This is a genomic window from Pseudomonas psychrophila HA-4, assembly GCF_000282975.1.
Classification (GTDB): Bacteria; Pseudomonadota; Gammaproteobacteria; order Pseudomonadales; family Pseudomonadaceae; genus Aquipseudomonas; species Aquipseudomonas psychrophila_A.
The window spans coordinates 58,444-77,275 of the sequence record NZ_ALJC01000079.1 but is presented as its reverse complement, the minus strand read 5'-3'; the positions used below and the strand labels follow the sequence as shown (position 1 = coordinate 77,275).

Annotated in this window: 17 protein-coding genes; 12 read left to right on the top strand and 5 right to left on the bottom strand. The window is 57.1% G+C overall.

Features of this window, described 5'->3' with window-relative positions; genetic code table 11:
- Positions 1–53 precede the first annotated feature (53 nt).
- Positions 54–1,064 (top strand): alpha/beta hydrolase family protein, encoded by a 1,011-nt coding sequence (locus B347_RS0111435; RefSeq protein WP_019409857.1) that lies wholly within the window; start codon positions 54–56, stop codon positions 1,062–1,064.
- Here the strand turns inward: B347_RS0111435 and B347_RS0111430 are convergent.
- The 3 genes from B347_RS0111430 to B347_RS0111420 are packed head-to-tail and all read right to left on the bottom strand — an operon-like array spanning position 1,061 to position 3,523.
- On the bottom strand, positions 1,061–1,828 hold the full coding sequence (locus B347_RS0111430; RefSeq protein ID WP_019409856.1) for a TerB family tellurite resistance protein: 768 nt from the start codon (positions 1,826–1,828) through the stop codon (positions 1,061–1,063). The genes B347_RS0111435 and B347_RS0111430 overlap by 4 nt on opposite strands.
- A gap of 1 nt (position 1,829) precedes the next feature.
- Positions 1,830–2,501, bottom strand: coding sequence for an N-acetylmuramate alpha-1-phosphate uridylyltransferase MurU (gene murU, locus B347_RS0111425; RefSeq protein WP_026014122.1), 672 nt, complete (start codon positions 2,499–2,501; stop codon positions 1,830–1,832).
- Complete coding sequence (locus tag B347_RS0111420) at positions 2,498–3,523, bottom strand: aminoglycoside phosphotransferase family protein (protein WP_019409854.1); 1,026 nt, start codon at positions 3,521–3,523, stop codon at positions 2,498–2,500. Before B347_RS0111420 ends, murU begins: the two co-directional genes overlap by 4 nt.
- 131 nt (positions 3,524–3,654) lie before the next feature.
- Between B347_RS0111420 and B347_RS0111415 the strand changes: the two genes are divergently transcribed.
- The 11 genes from B347_RS0111415 (at position 3,655) to B347_RS0111365 (ending at position 17,716) form a co-directional block, all read left to right on the top strand.
- Entirely contained in the window at positions 3,655–6,405 is a 2,751-nt protein-coding gene (locus B347_RS0111415; protein ID WP_019409853.1) for an LPS-assembly protein LptD, read from the top strand.
- A complete protein-coding gene (gene surA / locus B347_RS0111410) occupies positions 6,380–7,726 on the top strand; it encodes a peptidylprolyl isomerase SurA (protein ID WP_026014121.1) in 1,347 nt (448 codons plus the stop codon). Before B347_RS0111415 ends, surA begins: the two co-directional genes overlap by 26 nt.
- Positions 7,723–8,712 (top strand): 4-hydroxythreonine-4-phosphate dehydrogenase PdxA, encoded by a 990-nt coding sequence (gene pdxA, locus B347_RS0111405; protein ID WP_019409851.1) that lies wholly within the window; start codon positions 7,723–7,725, stop codon positions 8,710–8,712. Before surA ends, pdxA begins: the two co-directional genes overlap by 4 nt.
- A complete protein-coding gene (gene rsmA, locus B347_RS0111400) occupies positions 8,709–9,527 on the top strand; it encodes a 16S rRNA (adenine(1518)-N(6)/adenine(1519)-N(6))-dimethyltransferase RsmA (protein WP_019409850.1) in 819 nt (272 codons plus the stop codon). Before pdxA ends, rsmA begins: the two co-directional genes overlap by 4 nt.
- 123 nt (positions 9,528–9,650) lie before the next feature.
- Positions 9,651–10,031, top strand: coding sequence for a Co2+/Mg2+ efflux protein ApaG (apaG, locus tag B347_RS0111395; protein WP_019409849.1), 381 nt, complete (start codon positions 9,651–9,653; stop codon positions 10,029–10,031).
- The gene (locus tag B347_RS0111390) at positions 10,031–10,903 is read left to right on the top strand and encodes a symmetrical bis(5'-nucleosyl)-tetraphosphatase (protein ID WP_019409848.1); all 873 of its coding nucleotides are present in this window, start codon (positions 10,031–10,033) and stop codon (positions 10,901–10,903) included. The genes apaG and B347_RS0111390 overlap by 1 nt, the downstream gene beginning before the upstream one ends.
- Before the next feature lie 32 nt (positions 10,904–10,935).
- A complete protein-coding gene (gene glpE, locus B347_RS0111385) occupies positions 10,936–11,265 on the top strand; it encodes a thiosulfate sulfurtransferase GlpE (RefSeq protein ID WP_019409847.1) in 330 nt (109 codons plus the stop codon).
- A 299-nt stretch (positions 11,266–11,564) separates the two neighbouring features.
- Complete coding sequence (locus B347_RS0111380; RefSeq protein ID WP_019409846.1) at positions 11,565–13,487, top strand: PrkA family serine protein kinase; 1,923 nt, start codon at positions 11,565–11,567, stop codon at positions 13,485–13,487.
- 103 nt (positions 13,488–13,590) lie between these two features.
- A complete protein-coding gene (locus tag B347_RS0111375) occupies positions 13,591–14,865 on the top strand; it encodes a YeaH/YhbH family protein (RefSeq protein ID WP_019409845.1) in 1,275 nt (424 codons plus the stop codon).
- The gene (locus B347_RS0111370) at positions 14,862–16,424 is read left to right on the top strand and encodes a SpoVR family protein (RefSeq protein ID WP_019409844.1); all 1,563 of its coding nucleotides are present in this window, start codon (positions 14,862–14,864) and stop codon (positions 16,422–16,424) included. Before B347_RS0111375 ends, B347_RS0111370 begins: the two co-directional genes overlap by 4 nt.
- Positions 16,425–16,486: 62 nt before the next feature.
- Positions 16,487–17,716, top strand: a complete 1,230-nt coding sequence (locus B347_RS0111365; RefSeq protein WP_019409843.1) for a multifunctional CCA addition/repair protein — start codon at positions 16,487–16,489, stop codon at positions 17,714–17,716.
- A gap of 189 nt (positions 17,717–17,905) precedes the next feature.
- Here B347_RS0111365 and folK read toward each other — a convergent pair whose 3' ends face one another.
- Positions 17,906–18,436, bottom strand: coding sequence for a 2-amino-4-hydroxy-6-hydroxymethyldihydropteridine diphosphokinase (gene folK / locus B347_RS0111360; RefSeq protein ID WP_019409842.1), 531 nt, complete (start codon positions 18,434–18,436; stop codon positions 17,906–17,908).
- On the bottom strand, positions 18,427–18,780 hold the full coding sequence (gene folB / locus B347_RS0111355) for a dihydroneopterin aldolase (protein WP_026014120.1): 354 nt from the start codon (positions 18,778–18,780) through the stop codon (positions 18,427–18,429). Before folB ends, folK begins: the two co-directional genes overlap by 10 nt.
- Between the last annotated feature and the right edge of the window lie 52 nt (positions 18,781–18,832).

Sequence of the window (18,832 nt, the reverse complement as noted above, 5' to 3'; positions counted from 1 at the left end):
TGAACACTCACACCCATTAGGCTGCCGGGATTACTTCTGGCCTGGAACCACTTATGTCTTCTTTGCGCCTGGCGCTTGCAGCACTGTGCCTGTCATCGGCTTTGCCGGTGCTGGCGGCCGACCCGGCACCAGCGAGCAAACCCGCCGAATCTGCGCCAGATGTACAGCAATCAGAGGCCCGCCAACCACTGCCTGAGCGCAGTCAGGAAGACGCAGCGGCGCTTGAGCGTCAACTCCCGACCGATGAGCAACAACAACTTCAGGCGGGGGATGACACCTTTCTGGCCCTCTGGAAACCCGCCAATAGCAGCGACCCCAGCGGCGTTGTAATAATCGTCCCAGGCGCGGGCGAAACCGCAGACTGGCCACTGGCGGTCGGTCCATTGCGTCACAAACTGCCGGACACGCACTGGGCCAGTCTGAGCCTAAGCTTGCCGGACATCCGCAGCGAAGCCAGCCAAGCCCGCGTGGCCGAACCAGAAAAAACTACCACAGCACCCGCGCCGAACAGTAGCAGCAAAGACGCCAGCACCACAGCCAAACCCATCGAACAGGCGGCCAGCATCGGGACCGAAAATCCTGACGCAGAAGTGCAATCGAACGAAGGATTTGAAGCGATGAGCAAAGCCGATGCTGAACGCATTTTCGCCCGAATCGACGCCGCGCTCGCCTTCGCCCAACAGCAGCACATGCGCAGCATTGTGTTACTCGGCCACGGCACGGGGGGGTATTGGGCGACACGCTACTTAAACGAAAAACACCCGACGCCGGTGCAAAAACTTATCTTGGTGTCCGCGCAGACACCCGCCCAAGTGCAACCTGATTTGAACCAACTAACGCCCACGCTCTCGGTTGAATTGCTAGATGTGTTCTATAAAGACAAACCATTGATGCGCAAGGCTGCCTTGCAACGGCTGCAAGCCAGCAAACGAATGAACCGCTCAAACTTTAATCAATTGGGATTGTTCGCCATACCGGGGAACCGTGAAGGCGAACAGGAACAATTATTTCGCAGGGTGCGCGGCTGGCTCAGCCCGCAGCCTGTGGATAAGCCCAGCCATTAACGGAAGCCGCGCTGCTCACGAATTAGCGCATACGCATGGTGCAACTCACGGGTTTTTTCCGTGGCTTCACGCACCTGAGCCGGGCTGGCTCCGGTCCCGGCAACCTTATCCGGGTGATGGCGACTGAGCAAACGCCGATACGCCCGTTTGATCTGCTCCGGGTCTGAACTGGCCGTCACACCCAGCAAAGTCAAAGACTGCTGATACGTCCCCCCGCGCGTCGCCAGTGGTTTCTTCTGCGGCTCATAATCGGCACCGAGCGCCTGCACCTGTTGCGGCGTCCAGCCCAACCATCGCCCCCACAACACGATCAACTCGCGTTCTTTTGGGTCGACTCGACCATCCGCCACCATCATTCGCCAACAGGCACGCAACACACCTTCTGCCGCATGCGGTTGCGTTTTGAGGCGACCCAGATACCCCCGCAGCGAATCACGCCCTGACTTGCCGCGATTGAACGCCGCAATCGCCCGTTGCTGTGCTGCGGCGCTCATGTCGAGATGACGCATTTCCTGACGCGCCTGCTCGATATGTTTCTCAACGACCCGCCCGCCACTCTTGGCCAACCGACCGAGCAGCACAAACAACAACTCATCGTTACGCAGCGTCGCGCGACCCCCCAAACGCTCTCGCAGGTGCGCCCAACTGTGCAGTTGCAGGCGCCGATCAAGGGTTTGCCCCAATAGGGCACCCAGCATGGCCCCCGGAATGCTGGCGATAAAATAGCCAGCCCCGGCTCCAATCAGAGTCCCTGGCCACAGCATCTTAGTGTTTACCCTTAATCAACAATTCAACCTCAGCCAAGCGTTCATGGGTTCCGACATCAACCCACAGCCCCTGCAACCGCTCACCCGTCACGGCGCCTGCGGCCATGGCGTTGCGCAACAGTGGCGCCAACTTGAACGCCTCGGCTTGCGCGCCGTTGAACAGCGCGGGACTCAAGACGGCAATTCCGCTGTAGGTCAACGTATCGACACCCGGCACAGCATCCAGTACCTGAACGCCGCTCAGGTAAAAGTCACCGCCCGTGTGGTGCGCCGGGTTGTCCACCAGCACCAGATGCGCGAGGCCCGCCAACGGTTGGCGCAAACCAGCAAAGTCGTAGTCGGTCCAGATGTCACCATTAACCACGACAAACGGGTTATCGCCCAGCAGCGGCAATGCTTTAAAGATTCCGCCACCGGTTTCCAAGGGCTCGCCTTCAGCCGAGTACTGAATGCTCACGCCGAAACGTGAGCCGTCGCCCAGATGGTCTTCGATCTGCTGACCAAGCCAAGCGTGATTGATTACGATCTCGGTAAAACCTGCCGCAGCCAACGCGCGCAGGTGGTACTCGATCAACGGCACACCCCCCGCGCGAATCAACGGTTTTGGCGTGTGCAGGGTTAACGGACGCAAGCGTTCGCCTTTGCCCGCCGCCAGAATCATCGCTTTCATGCCTTGGCCTCGGCAGACAGACGCAGGCTGGCGAACAACTCACCCAACTCCGCCAGTTCAGGACGTCGTGCCAATACCGCTTCTATATAAGAGAAGAAGCGCGGCACATCGGCCAGGTAACGAGGCTTGCCGTCGCGGTGGCAGATGCGGGCAAAAATGCCGATGACTTTCAAGTGACGCTGCACGCCCATCAAATCACTGGCCCGCAGGAACTCTTCAAAATTGGCGCCCACCGGGATGCCCAACGGCAAAGCCAGCTTCCAGTAATCGTGCAGCCAGGTACGGACACGTTCTTCAGGCCAACTAAGAAAGGCGTCCTTGAACAGGCAGGTGATGTCATAGGTCACTGGGCCATACACCGCGTCTTGAAAGTCCAGCACGCCGGGGTTCGGAATACTGAGCATCAGGTTGCGCGGCATAAAGTCGCGGTGTACCAACACCTGAGGCTGCGCCAGCGCACTGTCGATCAACAGGTCGCTGACCCGTTGCCAGGCCGCCAACTGCGGCTCATCAAACTCAACACCCAAGTGCTGGCGCACGTACCACTGCGGGAACAACTCAAGCTCGCGGCGCAGCAATGCCACGTCATAGCTGGGCAAAGGCTCGGTCATCGGCAACTGCTGAAAGGCCAGCAAGGCTTCAATGGCGTCTTTGAACAGCTCATCGGCGTTGCTGCTGTTTATAACGTCCAGAAAGGTTTTATTGCCCAGATCGTTGAGCAAAAGAAACCCGCGCTCCAAGTCTTGAGCGTAAATTTTCGGCACATTTATCAGGCTGGTACGCAGTAATTGCGCAATATCGACGAAAGGTTTGCAGTTTTCCTGAGGCGGCGGAGCGTCCATCACGATAAAACTACGGCCCTCGCCTTCCCAACGAAAATAGCGTCGAAAACTCGCGTCACTGCTGGCCGCAGTCAACGTGGCCGGGGGTACAGAGCCCCACCCCTCTCTCTCAAACAAGGCAATCAACTGCTCATCAAGCCAAACTTTCAGGTGTTGCAAGCGTACATCTTGGTCAGGCATTACAAGGGTCTCCGACGGCGCTAGCCGTCAAGCGGGTCATGCTTTATTATCCAGAATCTTTTCCAGACCATCGATAGGCGTGCGGTCCCCCACCGCGGGCTGATGGCACGCAGGAAGCCCGGACTAATAAGATGGCATTGAAATCCCCCGCGTTTCGTAAAAAATTTCCGTTGCTGGTAACCGGCAGTTTGCTGGCCATGCAACCTCTAGCCGTGCCGTTCGCTGTTGCCGAGGAGCAGTATGACTGTTCCGTGTCGGCTACGGGTGGCTGGGATTGCGCACCGAAAACCAATAATGCGCAATTGCCACCTCGTCCGTCACATACCGTCGCTACAGCAGAGGCCGGTGGTGAGTCAGGCGAGCAGGCTGGCCAGGTGCCACTGGTAACCGCAGCCAAAGGCCGTGGCCTCAAGGCGCGCAGTGCTGACTACAGCCATCTGGACTGGGTTCCGCGAGACAAACTCACGCCTGCGCAACTGGCCGAAACCGGCCCGTACTGCTCAGGCTCGTACGTCGAGCCCACTCGTCCGGGCATGCACGACACGACCAGCAAAAGCGACGCGCCTACGTTTGTGGGGGCCAAGGCTTCCCGCTACCAGCAGGATGAGCAGGTCGCAACCTTGGCCGGTGACGTCGTCATGCGCCAAGGCAGCATGCAGGTTGAAGCCGACGAAGCCAGCCTGTACCAGGCCGAGAGCCGTGGCGAACTGAATGGCAACGTACGCCTGCGCGACAATGGCGCCCTGATCGTCGGCGACCACGCCGATGTTCAACTCGACACCGGTGCCGCCAAGGTCGATAACGCAGAATACGTACTGCACAAGTCGCGCATTCGCGGCAGTGCGCTGTACGCCAAACGTGCCGAAGACGCGATCATCCGCCTCAAGGATGGTACGTACACCACGTGCGAACCGAACAGCAACGCTTGGCAGCTCAAAGGCAACAACATCACGTTGAACCCGGCCACCGGTTTCGGTACGGCCACCAACGTGACGCTGCGGGTTAAAGACATCCCTATTCTTTACACCCCGTATATCTACTTCCCGATCGACGATCGCCGTCAGTCCGGTTTCCTGCCGCCGTCTTTCAGCAGCAGCTCCGACACCGGCTTTACGCTCGTGACCCCGTACTACTTCAACCTGGCACCGAACTACGATGCCACGTTGTACCCGCGCTACATGACCAAGCGCGGTTTGTTGATGGAAGGTGAGTTCCGCTATTTGACCGAGTCCAGCGAAGGACAATTCGGCGCGGCGTACCTCAACGACGACAACGACGACCGCAAGCGCCAAACCGACTACGAAAAAACTCGCTACATGCTCAACTGGCAACACAAGGGTGGGCTTGATTCGCGTGTTCTGACCGAAGTCGACTACACCAAGATCAGCGATCCGTACTATTTCCAGGATCTGCAAAGCGATCAAGTTGGCGTTGAAAGTCGCGATTACCTGAACCAGCAAGCGGCTGTCAGCTACCGTGGCGATGACTACACCGCCAAGCTGAACGTGCAAGCCTACCAGTTGGCAACCGTTACTCAGATCACCCCGTACAACCAACTGCCGCAGCTCACCGTAAATGGCATGCTGCCGTATCACCCGGAAGGTCTGAACTTCAGCTACAACACCGAACTGGTACGGTTTGAGCGCAGCCTCGAAAACGGCAACTACACCAACGAAGATGGCTCGATCGATCCCCGTCTCGACAACAACGTTAAAGGCATTGCGCGCGCCAACGGCACCCGCCTGAACCTCGCGCCGACCATGAACCTGCCGATGAACTGGAGCTATGGCTTCCTAACGCCGTCCCTCAAGTACATGTACACCCAGTACGACCTTGATCTGGATGGCACCGGCAAGCAGACCTTGCTCGCCGGTGAGGAATACAAAAACTCGCAAAGCCGTAGCGTGCCTATCGCCAGCGTTGACAGCGGCCTGTACTTCGACCGTAACACCAACTGGTTCGGCACCAACTATCGCCAGACCCTGGAGCCGCGCGCGTTCTATCTGTATGTCCCTGAGCGCAACCAGGACAACATCCCGATTTTCGACACCAGCGAAAGTACCTTCAGCTATTCCTCGCTGTGGCGCGATAACCGCTTCACCGGCACTGACCGTGTAGGTGATGAGAATAAACTGTCGCTGGGCTTAACCAGCCGCTGGATCGAAGAGAACGGCTTCGAGCGTCAACGCGTCAGTGTTGGCCAGGCCTACTACTTCAAGGACCGCAAGGTTCAACTGCCGGGCATCGACGCCGACCGTGATGACGCCACTTCAAGCGTTTCGCCTTACGCACTGGAATACGCCTACCGCTTCAACCGCGACTGGCGTGCAACCGCTGACTACAACTGGGACCCGGAAACCCGCAGCCCCCGTTCTGGCAGCGCGATGATGCATTACCAGCCTGAAGACAACCCGAACAAGGTCGTCAACCTCGGCTATCGCTATCGCAACGACCAGGTTCGCTACGACCAGTACACCGGTAAGTGGACGGTGGGCGGCGGTGACTACCTGTCCCCAGGTCAACCGGGCTACATCAAGGATTACTACAAAATCCAGCAGCACGATTTCTCGGTTATCTGGCCAATCGTGCCGCAATGGAGCGCCATTTCACGCTGGCAGTACGACTACAACCGCAACCGTACCCTGGAAGCCTTCGGTGGCTTTGAGTACGACAACTGCTGCTGGAAGCTGCGCCTGATTAGCCGTTACTGGGTTTCCAACGACGAATACACCCAAGCCGCCCCGGAAAACGAAAAGGGCGACCACGGGCTCTTCCTTCAAATTGTGCTGAAAGGTCTCGGCGGTGTTACTGGCACCAAAGTAGAGAGCTTCCTCGACAAAGGCATCCAAGGTTATCGTGAACGTGAAGATAAAGCTTTCTGAGTGTCTGCGCCCCCTAGTATTGGGCGCATTGTTCCTGGGTACTGCAGCGGCGCACGCTGCAGTACAGCCCCTTGATAAGGTTGTGGCCATCGTCGATAACGACGTGATCATGCAGAGCCAACTGGACCAGCGTGTCCATGAAGTTCAGCAAACCATTGCCAAGCGTGGTCAGGGCGTTCCGCCTGCCAGCGTCCTGGATCAGCAAGTGCTTGAGCGTTTGATCGTCGAAAACCTGCAATTGCAGATCGGCGAGCGTTCGGGCATTCGTATCACTGACGAAGAACTGAACCAGGCCATCGGTACTATTGCCCAGCGCAATAACATGACCCTTGATCAGTTCCGTCAGGCGCTGGCCCATGATGGCCTGTCCTATGACGACGCGCGTGAGCAGGTTCGCCGCGAGATGATCATCAGCCGTGTACGCCAACGTCGTGTAGGCGAGCGAATTCAGGTCACCGAGCAGGAAGTGAAAAACTTCCTCGCCTCAGACTTGGGCAAAGCTCAATTGTCCGAAGAGTATCACCTGGCCAACATCCTGATCCCGACGCCTGAAAGCGCAAACTCTGACGCTATTCAGGCGGCATACAAGCAGGCTGACGACGTTTACAAGCAACTCAAGCAAGGGGCGGACTTCGGCCAGATGGCCATTGCTCGTTCCGGCAGCGACACAGCGCTCGAGGGCGGCGACATGGGCTGGCGTAAAGCTGCTCAATTGCCTCCTCCGTTCGATCGCATGCTGAGCGAAATGCCAGTCGGTGACATTACGCCTCCAGTTCGCACGCCGGGCGGCTTTATCATCCTCAAGCTGAACGCCAAGCGCGGCGGCGAAACGGTTATGGTCGACGAAGTTCATGTTCGTCACATCCTGATCAAGCCAAGCGAAATCCGTACCGAGGCGCAAACCAAGGAACTGGCAGCCAAGATCTACGACCGCATCCAATCGGGCGAAGACTTTGCCACCCTGGCTAAAACCTACTCCGAAGATCCGGGCTCTGCCCTCAACGGCGGCGACCTGAACTGGGTTGACCCGAACTCGCTGGTTCCTGAGTTCCGTGAAGCCATGGCGAATACCGCGCAAGGTGTTCTGTCCAAGCCGTTCAAAACTCAGTACGGCTGGCATGTTCTGGAAGTTCTGGGCCGTCGTTCCACTGACAGCACCACTCAAGCTCGCGAGCAACAGGCTATGAACGCCTTGCGTAACCGCAAGTACGACGAAGAGCTGCAAAGCTGGCTGCGGCAGATCCGTGATGAAGCCTATGTAGAAATCAAACTACCTGGTGCAACCAACCAGGCAGAGCGCGCAGATCAGGGAGCACAGTGAAAACACAGCGTTTTGCACTGACACCCGGCGAACCGGCAGGCATAGGTCCAGACCTGTGCCTGCTTCTCGCCTCGCAACGCCAGCCACATCCCCTGATTGCCATTACCAGCCTCGACCTGCTCAATGAGCGGGCCGCGCAACTGGGCGTGGCTGTCAGCCTGCTATCGGTGAGCCCGGGCAACTGGCCCGAGCAACCGGCACCGGCAGGCAGCCTGTATGTGTGGGACACCCCGCTGAACGCGAGTGTCACCGCCGGCACGCTAAACAAGGCCAACGCTGCATTCGTGCTGCAAACCTTAACGCGCGCAGCCCTTGGCTGTGTCGAAGGCGACTTCGCGGGCATGATCACCGCGCCTGTGCACAAAGGCGTCATCAACGAAGCGGGCATCCCGTTTTCAGGCCATACCGAATTTCTCGCCGACCTGACACGCACAGAACAAGTCGTCATGATGCTGGCCACCCGCGGACTGCGCGTGGCGCTGGTCACCACGCACTTGCCGTTGCGTCAGGTAGCCGATGCAATCACCCCTGAGCGTCTCATCAGGGTGACGCGCATTCTGCACGCCGACCTGCAACAAAAATTCGGCATCGCCCAACCGCGTATCCTAGTGTGCGGGCTCAACCCCCATGCTGGCGAAGGCGGGCATTTGGGCCATGAAGAAATAGACATCATCGAACCAACCCTGGAGCGTCTGCGTAACGAAGGCATGGACCTGCGTGGCCCACTGCCTGCCGACACTCTGTTTACCCCCAAATATCTGGAGCACTGCGACGCAGTGCTGGCGATGTACCACGACCAAGGCCTGCCCGTACTGAAATACAAAGGGTTTGGTGCCGCAGTCAACATCACCCTGGGCTTGCCGATTATCCGCACCTCTGTCGACCATGGCACCGCCCTGGATCTGGCAGGCAGCGGCAAGATCGATACCGGCAGTCTGCAGGTCGCCCTGGAAACCGCCTATCAGATGGCCGAGACCCGACTATGACCGAGCAATACCAACACAAGGCGCGCAAGCGTTTTGGCCAAAACTTCCTGCACGATGCAGGCGTCATCGACCGCATCCTGCGTGCGATCAATGCCAAGTCGAGCGACCGCCTCCTGGAAATTGGCCCAGGCCAGGGCGCTCTGACGCAAGGCATTCTGAGCAGCGGCGGCCAACTGGATGTCGTGGAGCTCGACAAAGACCTGATCCCGATCCTGAATCAACAGTTCGCCGGTATGAGCAACTTCTCCCTGCACCAGGGTGATGCACTGAAGTTCGACTTCAAGAGCCTCAACGCCGCACCGCGCACGCTACGGGTGGTCGGCAACCTGCCGTACAACATCTCCACGCCGCTGATTTTTCACCTGTTGAAAAACGCCGACCTGATCCGCGACATGCACTTCATGCTGCAAAAAGAAGTGGTTGAGCGCATGGCCGCAGGGCCAGGCGGTGGTGACTGGGGCCGCCTATCGATCATGGTTCAGTACCACTGCCGCGTCGAACACCTGTTTAACGTGGGTCCTGGTGCCTTCAACCCGCCGCCAAAAGTTGATTCTGCGATTGTCCGCCTGGTGCCGCACGACGTACTGCCGCATCCGGCCAAAGACCATCGCCTGCTAGAACGCGTGGTTCGCGAAGCGTTCAACCAACGCCGCAAAACCCTGCGCAATACCCTCAAAGCCTTGCTCAGCAACGCCGAAATCGAAGCCGCAGGCGTCGATGGCAGCTTGCGCCCAGAACAACTCGACCTCGCCGCCTTCGTGCGCTTGGCCGACAAACTCAGCGAGCAACCGGCCGTAACGCCATCTGCCGACTGATCATCAAGAAAAAACAGGTGACAGGTCAGACGCAACGTCTGGCCTGTCACCCGCTACTTGGCCTAGACTCAAGCATCAGTTTTATCCGGAACTGTGTCTCTGCTTTCAAGTAAGGCCTCTCGCATGCAAGATCCTCGCTATGTGGTCGACGTCAGCGTCGTCACGCGTTACCTGCCAGAACAATCACAACCCGACCAACAGCGCTTCGCCTTTGCGTACACCATTACGGTGCACAACAAAGGGTCGCTGGCGGCCAAACTGTTGTCGCGGCATTGGGTGATTACCGATGGCGACGGTCATGTAGAAGAAGTCCGCGGCGCTGGCGTGGTCGGGCAGCAGCCGTTGATTGAGCCCGGCGAACAGCACATCTACAGCAGTGGCTCAGTCATCACCACCAAAGTCGGCACCATGCAGGGCAGCTACCTGATGCACGCGCAAGATGATCATCAATTTAAAGCCATCATTGCGCCCTTCCGCCTTGCCGTTCCTGGAGCCCTGCACTGATGGCGGTGTATGCCGTCGGCGACCTGCAAGGTTGCTTGCAGCCACTTAAGTGTCTGTTGGAACGCGTCGCCTTCGACCCTGCCAAAGACAAACTGTGGTTGGTGGGGGATCTGGTCAATCGCGGGCCGGAATCACTGGAAACTCTGCGTTTTCTGTACCGCATGCGCGAATCCATAATTTGCGTGCTGGGCAACCATGATCTGCACCTGCTGGCCGTCGCCTACAACATCGAACGCCTGAAAAAAGGCGATACGTTGCGCGAGATTCTGCAGGCACCCGATTGCGATGACTTACTCACCTGGCTGCGCCAACTGCCGTTGCTGCACTACGACATAGAACGCAACACAGCACTGGTGCATGCTGGAATACCGCCACAATGGTCACTGAAAAAAGCACTCAAGTGCGCCAGCGAAGTCGAGCAGGCCTTGCGTGATGACAACCTGATCAAACCCTTCCTTGACGGCATGTACGGAAACGAACCTGCCAAGTGGGACAACGACCTCACAGGCATCACGCGCCTACGGGTCATCACCAACTACTTCACCCGCATGCGTTTTTGCAACCGCGACGGCAAGCTCGACCTCAAGAGCAAAGAGGGCGTAGACAGCGCCCCAGCCGGCTACGCCCCGTGGTTCACTTATAAAGAACGAAAAACCCAGGATATAAAGATCATCTTTGGACACTGGGCCGCACTGGAAGGCAACTGCCAAGAGCCTGGCGTATTCGCACTCGACACTGGTTGTGTCTGGGGCGGGTCCATGACCTTGCTCAATGTCGACACCGGCCAGCGCCTGAACTGCGATTGTGATGATTCGGGCCACACAGCCCTCACCCCTCAACCCCATTCTTCTCAGCCTTTGGGCGCGCCGTAATACGCACCCGCTGTCAGGCCAAAGGAAAACCCATGACCGAATTCAAACGCATCTCCCCACAAGACGCCCAAGCCCTGCGCGAAAAAGGTGCCGTGGTCGTCGACATTCGCGACCCACAGGTCTACGCAGAACTGCACATCAGTGGTGCAAAGCACCTAGACAACCACTCCATCTCCGACTTCATCAGGGCCGCAGACCTCGACGCACCCTTGATCGTCGCTTGCTACCACGGCAACTCCAGCCAAAGCGCAGCGGCCTACCTCGTGAGCCAAGGTTTTTCTGACGTCTACAGCCTCGATGGCGGTTTCGAACTGTGGCGTGCAACGTACCCACAGGAAACCTCCAAAAACGCCGCCGAATAATTTTTTTATCAACGCCAGCCCGCGTGAACATTGGGCTGGCGCCCCTCCTGACCAACGGTCAAACATAACAATTCACGCATCTCGCCTTGACCTCCCCGATTACCAACTATCCTTAAGCGCAGGCCATCCGAATCTGGGGAGAGCCGGTACACCGGTGTATGGATCATCAGTAGTAACTTCAAGGGGTTAGCCACCTTGATGGTGTCCTGGGGGGTACACGGCAACTGCAATGTTGCTGCATGCCAGCACTCGAACTGACCACTCTATCGCCGGCTCCACGTATCGAGCGAGGTGACGTCATGAGTATTTTTAGCCACTTCCAACAACGCTTTGAATCCACACGCCAAGAAGAACTCACGCTCCAGGAATACCTTGAGCTGTGCAAACAAGACAAAAGCGCCTATGCCTCAGCGGCAGAGCGCCTGCTGTTGGCCATTGGTGAACCAGAACTACTGGACACCTCGACCAACTCTCGCCTGTCGCGAATATTTTCCAACAAAGTGATTCGCCGCTATCCGGCCTTTGAAGACTTCCATGGAATGGAAGAATGCATCGACCAGATCGTGTCGTACTTCCGTCATGCGGCCCAAGGCTTGGAAGAGAAGAAACAAATCCTGTACCTCCTCGGCCCAGTGGGGGGTGGTAAATCATCGCTGGCTGAAAAGCTGAAACAGTTGATCGAGAAAGTGCCGTTCTATGCGATCAAAGGCTCACCGGTCTTTGAATCACCGCTGGGGCTGTTTAACGCGACCGAAGACGGCGCGATTCTCGAAGAAGACTTCGGTATTCCAAAACGCTACCTGAGCACCATCATGTCGCCTTGGGCCACCAAGCGCCTGGCCGAATTTGGTGGCGATATCAGCCAGTTCCGCGTGGTCAAGCTCTACCCTTCGATTCTCAATCAGATCGGTGTAGCCAAGACCGAGCCCGGTGACGAAAACAACCAAGACATTTCGGCCCTCGTCGGCAAGGTCGATATTCGAAAACTTGAAGAATTCCCGCAGAACGACGCCGATGCCTACAGCTACTCAGGCGCACTGTGCCGGGCCAACCAAGGCCTGATGGAATTCGTCGAAATGTTCAAGGCACCGATCAAGGTGCTGCATCCACTGCTGACTGCCACCCAAGAGGGCAACTACAACAGTACCGAAGGCCTCGGCGCCATTCCGTTTACTGGCATCCTGCTGGCGCACTCCAACGAATCGGAGTGGCACACCTTCCGCAACAACAAGAACAACGAAGCGTTTATCGACCGGATCTACATCGTCAAAGTCCCGTACTGCCTGCGCGTCAGCGACGAAGTAAAAATCTACGACAAGCTGTTGTTCAACAGTTCTCTGGCCAAAGCGCACTGCGCGCCAGACACCCTTAAAATGCTCGCTCAGTTCACTGTACTGTCGCGCCTTAAAGAGCCGGAAAACTCGAACATCTACTCCAAGATGCGGGTCTATGACGGCGAAAACCTCAAAGACACTGACCCTAAAGCCAAGTCGATTCAGGAATACCGCGACAGCGCGGGCGTGGACGAAGGCATGAACGGTCTATCGACCCGCTTCGCGTTCAAAATCTTGTCCAAGGTCTTCAACTTCGACCCGCACGAAATCGCCGCCAACCCAGTGCACCTGCTGTACGTGCTGGAGCAGCAAATCGAGCAAGAACAGTTCCAGGCCGAAACCCGCGAACGCTACCTGCGTTTTCTCAAGGAGTACCTGGCGCCGCGCTACATCGAATTCATCGGCAAGGAAATCCAGACCGCTTACCTCGAGTCTTACAGCGAGTACGGACAAAACATCTTCGACCGTTACGTGCTCTACGCAGACTTCTGGATTCAGGATCAGGAATACCGCGACCCGGAAACCGGCGAAATCCTTAACCGCGTAGCGCTCAACGAAGAACTGGAGAAAATCGAGAAACCGGCTGGCATCAGCAACCCGAAAGATTTCCGCAACGAAATCGTCAATTTTGTGCTGCGCGCCCGCGCCAACAACAACGGTAAAAATCCGACCTGGCTCAGCTACGAGAAGCTGCGCGTGGTCATCGAGAAAAAAATGTTCTCGAATACCGAAGACCTACTGCCAGTTATCAGCTTCAACGCCAAAGCGAGCAAAGAGGACCAACAGAAGCACAACGACTTCGTCACACGCATGGTCGAACGCGGCTACACCGACAAACAAGTACGGCTGCTCTCCGAGTGGTATCTGCGGGTCAGAAAATCGCAGTGAGGCAGTTGTAAGCCTCAAGCCTCAAGCTGCAAGAAGAAAACACACGCGCTGTGCTTCGACTTGCAGCTTGCAGCTGACAACTTGAAGCTGCCCGGAGGGCCTTATGAGCTATGTGATCGACCGACGCCTCAATGGCAAGAACAAGAGCACGGTAAACCGCCAACGTTTCCTACGGCGCTATCGTGACCACATTAAAAAGGCGGTCGAAGAGGCCGTAGGCCACCGTTCCATTACCGATATGGAACATGGCGAGCAAATCAGCATTCCGGGCCGAGATATCGACGAGCCCGTGCTTCACCACGGCCGTGGCGGTAAGCAAACCGTGGTTCACCCTGGCAACAAGGAATTCACCACGGGCGAACATATCCAGCGCCCGCAAGGCGGCGCGGGTGGCGGTGGCGGCCCCGGCAAAGCAGGCAACTCCGGCGAAGGCATGGACGAGTTCGTGTTTCAGATTACCCAGGAAGAGTTTCTCGAATTCATGTTCGAAGACCTCGAACTGCCGAATCTGGTCAAACGCAACCTAACCGGCACCGACACCTATAAATCCGTACGCGCTGGCATCAGCAGCGAGGGCAACCCGTCGCGCATCAACATCATCCGCACCCTGCGTTCAGCGCATGCGCGGCGTATCGCGCTCTCTGGCAGCAGCCGGGCAAAACTCAAAGAAGCCAAAGCCGAACTGGAACGGCTAAAACGTGAAGAACCCGACAACTTCGGCGATATCAAAGAAATCGAAGCTGAAATAGAGAAACTCAGCGCACGGATTCACCGCGTTCCGTTTCTCGACACCTTCGACCTCAAGTACAACCTGCTGGTCAAGCAGCCCAACCCCAGCTCGAAAGCCGTCATGTTCTGCCTCATGGACGTTTCCGGCTCAATGACCCAGGCCACCAAAGACATCGCCAAACGCTTCTTCATCCTGCTGTACCTGTTCCTCAAGCGAAACTACGACAAGATTGACGTCGTATTTATTCGCCATCACACCAGCGCTCGCGAAGTGGATGAGGAGGAATTTTTCTATTCCCGGGAAACAGGCGGCACCATCGTCTCCAGCGCGCTCAAATTGATGCAGGAAATCATGGCCGAGCGTTATCCGACCAATGAATGGAACATCTACGCGGCCCAGGCCTCGGACGGTGACAACTGGAACGACGACTCTCCCATTTGCCGCGACATTCTGATCAACCAGATCATGCCGTTTGTGCAGTACTACACGTACGTGGAGATCACACCACGCGAACATCAGGCGCTCTGGTTCGAATATGAGCGGATCAGAGAGGCTTTTTCCGACACCTTCGCGCAACAGCAACTGGTCTCGGCCGGTGATATTTACCCGGTCTTCCGTGAACTCTTCCAGCGCAGGTTAGCCACATGACCGCCAAAGAGCATAAACGCCAACCTATCTCCACCGGCTCAGAATGGACCTTTGAGCTGATCCAGGCCTACGACCGAGAAATCGGTCGCCTAGCAGAACGCTATGCGCTGGATACCTACCCGAACCAGATTGAGGTCATCACCGCCGAGCAAATGATGGACGCCTACGCCTCCGTTGGCATGCCATTGGGCTATCACCATTGGTCCTACGGCAAACACTTCTTGAGTACCGAAAAATCGTACAGCCGCGGGCAGATGGGCTTGGCCTACGAAATCGTCATCAACTCAGACCCGTGCATCGCCTATCTGATGGAAGAAAACACCATCTGCATGCAGGCGCTGGTGGTGGCACACGCGTGCTATGGGCATAACAGCTTCTTCAAGGGCAACTACCTGTTTCGCACCTGGACCGATGCCAGCTCGATCATCGACTACTTAGTGTTCGCCAAGCAGTACATCATGCAGTGCGAGGAACGCCACGGCATCGACGCCGTGGAAGACCTACTCGACTCCTGCCATGCCCTGATGAACTACGGCGTAGACCGCTATAAACGGCCTTATCCGATCTCCGCCGAAGAAGAACGGCGGCGCCAGAAAGACCGCGAAGAGCATCTGCAAAAACAGATCAACGACCTCTGGCGCACCATCCCCAAAGGGGCTGACAAATACAGCGAAAAAGACAACGCCCGCTTTCCTGAAGAACCGCAGGAAAACATCCTGTACTTCATCGAAAAACACGCGCCATTACTGGAGCCGTGGCAGCGCGAAGTGGTGCGAATTGTGCGCAAGATCGCCCAATATTTTTACCCACAGCGCCAAACACAGGTCATGAACGAGGGCTGGGCCACGTTCTGGCACTACACCCTGATGAACGATCTGTACGACGAAGGCCTAGTGACCGAAGGCTTCATGATGGAGTTCCTGACCTCGCACACCAGCGTGGTCTTCCAGCCGGGCTTTGACAGCCCGTATTACAGCGGGATCAACCCTTACGCACTGGGTTTTGCGATGTACCGCGACATCCGGCGCATCTGTGAAAGCCCTACCGAAGAAGACCGTCACTGGTTCCCGGATCTGGCGGGCACCGACTGGTTGTCCAGTATCAAATTTGCCATGAGCAGCTTCAAGGATGAGAGTTTTATCCTGCAATACCTGTCACCCAAGGTGATCCGCGACCTGAAACTGTTCAGCATCATGGATGACGATCAAAAGGATGATTTGCTGGTGCCGGCCATTCATGACGAAAACGGCTACCAAACCATTCGCGAAACACTGGCAGCGCAATACAACCTAGGCAATCGTGAGCCTAACGTTCAGATCTGGAGCATTGATCGACGCGGCGACCGCTCACTGACCTTGCGCCATCAACAACATGACCGCAAACCGCTGGGCGAATCGACAGACGAAGTGCTCAAACACCTGCATCGGCTCTGGGGCTTTGATATTCATCTCGAAACCCTGCAAGGCGACCAGGTGATGAAAGTCCACCACGTGCCCCCCAAAGGCGAACATAGCGACAACGATTACGGACGCCTGGACCTGTCTGTTGTCCATCTGTAACAACACCCGCCTGCGTTGGCGCGGCACACAGGTTATTCTGTCGCGCTAACGGAGGCTTTTTTATGAAGATCTATCAAGTAGGCGGCGCAGTACGCGACCGCTTGCTGGGCATACCCGTCACCGACATCGACCGGGTCGTGGTGGGCGCTACCGCCGAGCAGATGCTCGCCCTGGGGTATCGCCCGGTGGGTTCGGATTTCCCGGTTTTTCTTCACCCAAAAACGGGTGAAGAATATGCACTCGCCCGCACCGAGCGAAAAAGTGGCCACGGATACGGCGGCTTCATCTTCCATGCAAGCCCCGACGTCACCCTTGAAGAAGACCTGATTCGTCGCGACCTGACCATCAATGCAATGGCCGAAGACGACTCAGGTAACTTGACCGACCCGTACCACGGGAAACAAGACCTTGACGCACGCATTTTGCGCCACGTTTCGCCCGCATTCGCCGAAGATCCTTTACGCGTTCTGCGTGTTGCCCGATTCGCTGCACGCTATGCCGGGCTGAGTTTCAGCATCGCACCTGAGACCCTGGAACTCATGCGCCAACTGTCCACCTCTGGCGAGTTGCAGGCTCTGACCCCGGAGCGCTGCTGGAAAGAAATCTCCCGCGCACTGATGGAAGACAACCCACAGGTCTTCATTGAAGTGCTGCGCAGTTGTGATGCACTCGAAGTGCTGATGCCCGAAGTGAACGCACTGTTTGGCGTGCCTCAGCCTCCCGCTCACCACCCTGAAATCGACAGCGGCCTGCATACACTGAGTGTGCTTGAGCAAGCGGCTTTGCATGGCCAACCCCTGACCGTGCGCTGGGCCTGCCTGCTACACGATCTGGGCAAAGGGCTGACACCCGAGAGCGAGTGGCCAAGGCACATTGCCCACGAACACAAAGGGCTACGCCTGATCAAAGCGGTCAATGAGCGTTACAAGGTACCGAGAGACTGCCAAGAGCTGGCGCTGCTGGTGGGCGAGTATCACACCCACGGTCATCGCGCCCTGGAACTCAAGGCGTCGACATTACTGGAGCTGCTGCAACGTTTTGACGTGTACCGTCGACCGCAGCGTTTTGAAGAATTTGTAGCCGCGTGCGAGATGGACGCCAAAGGACGCTTGGGGCTGGAAAATCGGCCCTATCCACAGGCCGACTACTTGCGAGGCGCAGCATTGGCAGCGCAAGCGGTGGCGGTTCAACCACTGCTTGCGCAAGGCTTCAAAGGCCCGGAGCTAGGCGAAGCCCTTAAGCGCGAACGGCTCAAGGCACTGCAAGCCTACAAAGACGCGGCCAGGCGCTGACTTGAGGATCTATACAAGCCGATTTCGTAGCAGTTGCCGAGCCTACGAGGCTACGTCCGGCTACGCAGCAGTCGTAAAATCTAACACTGCGGGGCGACAGTAAAACCTTGCATTTGGCGTTTACGATCGCCGCGCAATCGGACGTAGCCTCGCAGGCTCGTCAACTGCTACAGGGTTCTGCACGCGCCCTTAGACCGAGCGCTCAAGCATCTCGGGGGGCGTCAACTGAACGCCTCGCCACTCAAACGCAACCGGCGCCAACACTTGGTCTATTTGCGCATCAGCCCACATCTGGGCAAGGGTTTTACCCACGCCCGGATGCACCTTGTCTGGCGCCATCAAAGACAACGGCCATAGCACAAAAGCATTCTTGAGAATTTCTGCTCGCGGCAAGGTCAGGAACTCAAAGTCGCCTACCAGATCGCCGTAAAACAACACGTCGATATCCAACGGCAGCCCTTTGCGATCCGGTGCATAACGCCCGCTATCCGCTTCAATCAGCTTCAAACGTCGGCTTAATTCCATCAGTGGCAAATCGATTTGGGCCGCAACCACTAGATTGAAGAAAGGCCCGCTTTTTATGCCCACCGGCTGACTTTCAAACACGGCCGAACACGTCATGCCCTCTAAAAAGCCCGCAAGCGCATCCAGCCCGGCACACAAATGCCGCTCACGCTCGACATTGCTGCCAAGCCCGAGATAAACCTCTGTTAGCGGCATCCGCGCTCAATCTCCACGCCCACCCCTGTGGCCGCCGCAACGGCGCCGGGCTTGGTCAATTTGAGGTGCAACCACGGAATATTGAATTCACTCATCAGCACGTGCGCCAAACGCTCAGCAAACGTTTCGACCAGCTGGAATTGAGCTTCATCGGCAAATGCCTGAATGCGTGATGACACGCTCGCATAGTCCAAAGCCAGTGTCAGGTCGTCTCCGGCAGCAGCCGGGCGGTTGTCCCACGCAAAACTCAGATCAAGTCGCAGACACTGACGGATGCCGCGCTCCCAGTCATAAGCACCAATAACGGTGTCGACTTCCAAGCCTTCGATAAACACTCTGTCCAAGCACTCTTCTCCGCAGCACGACAAGGGCGCAATGCGCCGTTAGAATCAGGGC

What these genes read in the sequence shown, in the direction of transcription:
- B347_RS0111435 (WP_019409857.1), top strand. Translation starts at nt 54, where the DNA reads ATGTCTTCTTTGCGCCTGGCGCTTGCAGCACTGTGCCTGTCATCGGCT.
- B347_RS0111430 (WP_019409856.1), bottom strand. Translation starts at nt 1,828, where the DNA reads ATGCTGTGGCCAGGGACTCTGATTGGAGCCGGGGCTGGCTATTTTATC.
- murU (WP_026014122.1), bottom strand. Translation starts at nt 2,501, where the DNA reads ATGAAAGCGATGATTCTGGCGGCGGGCAAAGGCGAACGCTTGCGTCCG.
- B347_RS0111420 (WP_019409854.1), bottom strand. Translation starts at nt 3,523, where the DNA reads ATGCCTGACCAAGATGTACGCTTGCAACACCTGAAAGTTTGGCTTGAT.
- B347_RS0111415 (WP_019409853.1), top strand. Translation starts at nt 3,655, where the DNA reads ATGGCATTGAAATCCCCCGCGTTTCGTAAAAAATTTCCGTTGCTGGTA.
- rsmA (WP_019409850.1), top strand. Translation starts at nt 8,709, where the DNA reads ATGACCGAGCAATACCAACACAAGGCGCGCAAGCGTTTTGGCCAAAAC.
- apaG (WP_019409849.1), top strand. Translation starts at nt 9,651, where the DNA reads ATGCAAGATCCTCGCTATGTGGTCGACGTCAGCGTCGTCACGCGTTAC.
- B347_RS0111390 (WP_019409848.1), top strand. Translation starts at nt 10,031, where the DNA reads ATGGCGGTGTATGCCGTCGGCGACCTGCAAGGTTGCTTGCAGCCACTT.
- glpE (WP_019409847.1), top strand. Translation starts at nt 10,936, where the DNA reads ATGACCGAATTCAAACGCATCTCCCCACAAGACGCCCAAGCCCTGCGC.
- B347_RS0111380 (WP_019409846.1), top strand. Translation starts at nt 11,565, where the DNA reads ATGAGTATTTTTAGCCACTTCCAACAACGCTTTGAATCCACACGCCAA.
- B347_RS0111375 (WP_019409845.1), top strand. Translation starts at nt 13,591, where the DNA reads ATGAGCTATGTGATCGACCGACGCCTCAATGGCAAGAACAAGAGCACG.
- B347_RS0111370 (WP_019409844.1), top strand. Translation starts at nt 14,862, where the DNA reads ATGACCGCCAAAGAGCATAAACGCCAACCTATCTCCACCGGCTCAGAA.
- B347_RS0111365 (WP_019409843.1), top strand. Translation starts at nt 16,487, where the DNA reads ATGAAGATCTATCAAGTAGGCGGCGCAGTACGCGACCGCTTGCTGGGC.
- folK (WP_019409842.1), bottom strand. Translation starts at nt 18,436, where the DNA reads ATGCCGCTAACAGAGGTTTATCTCGGGCTTGGCAGCAATGTCGAGCGT.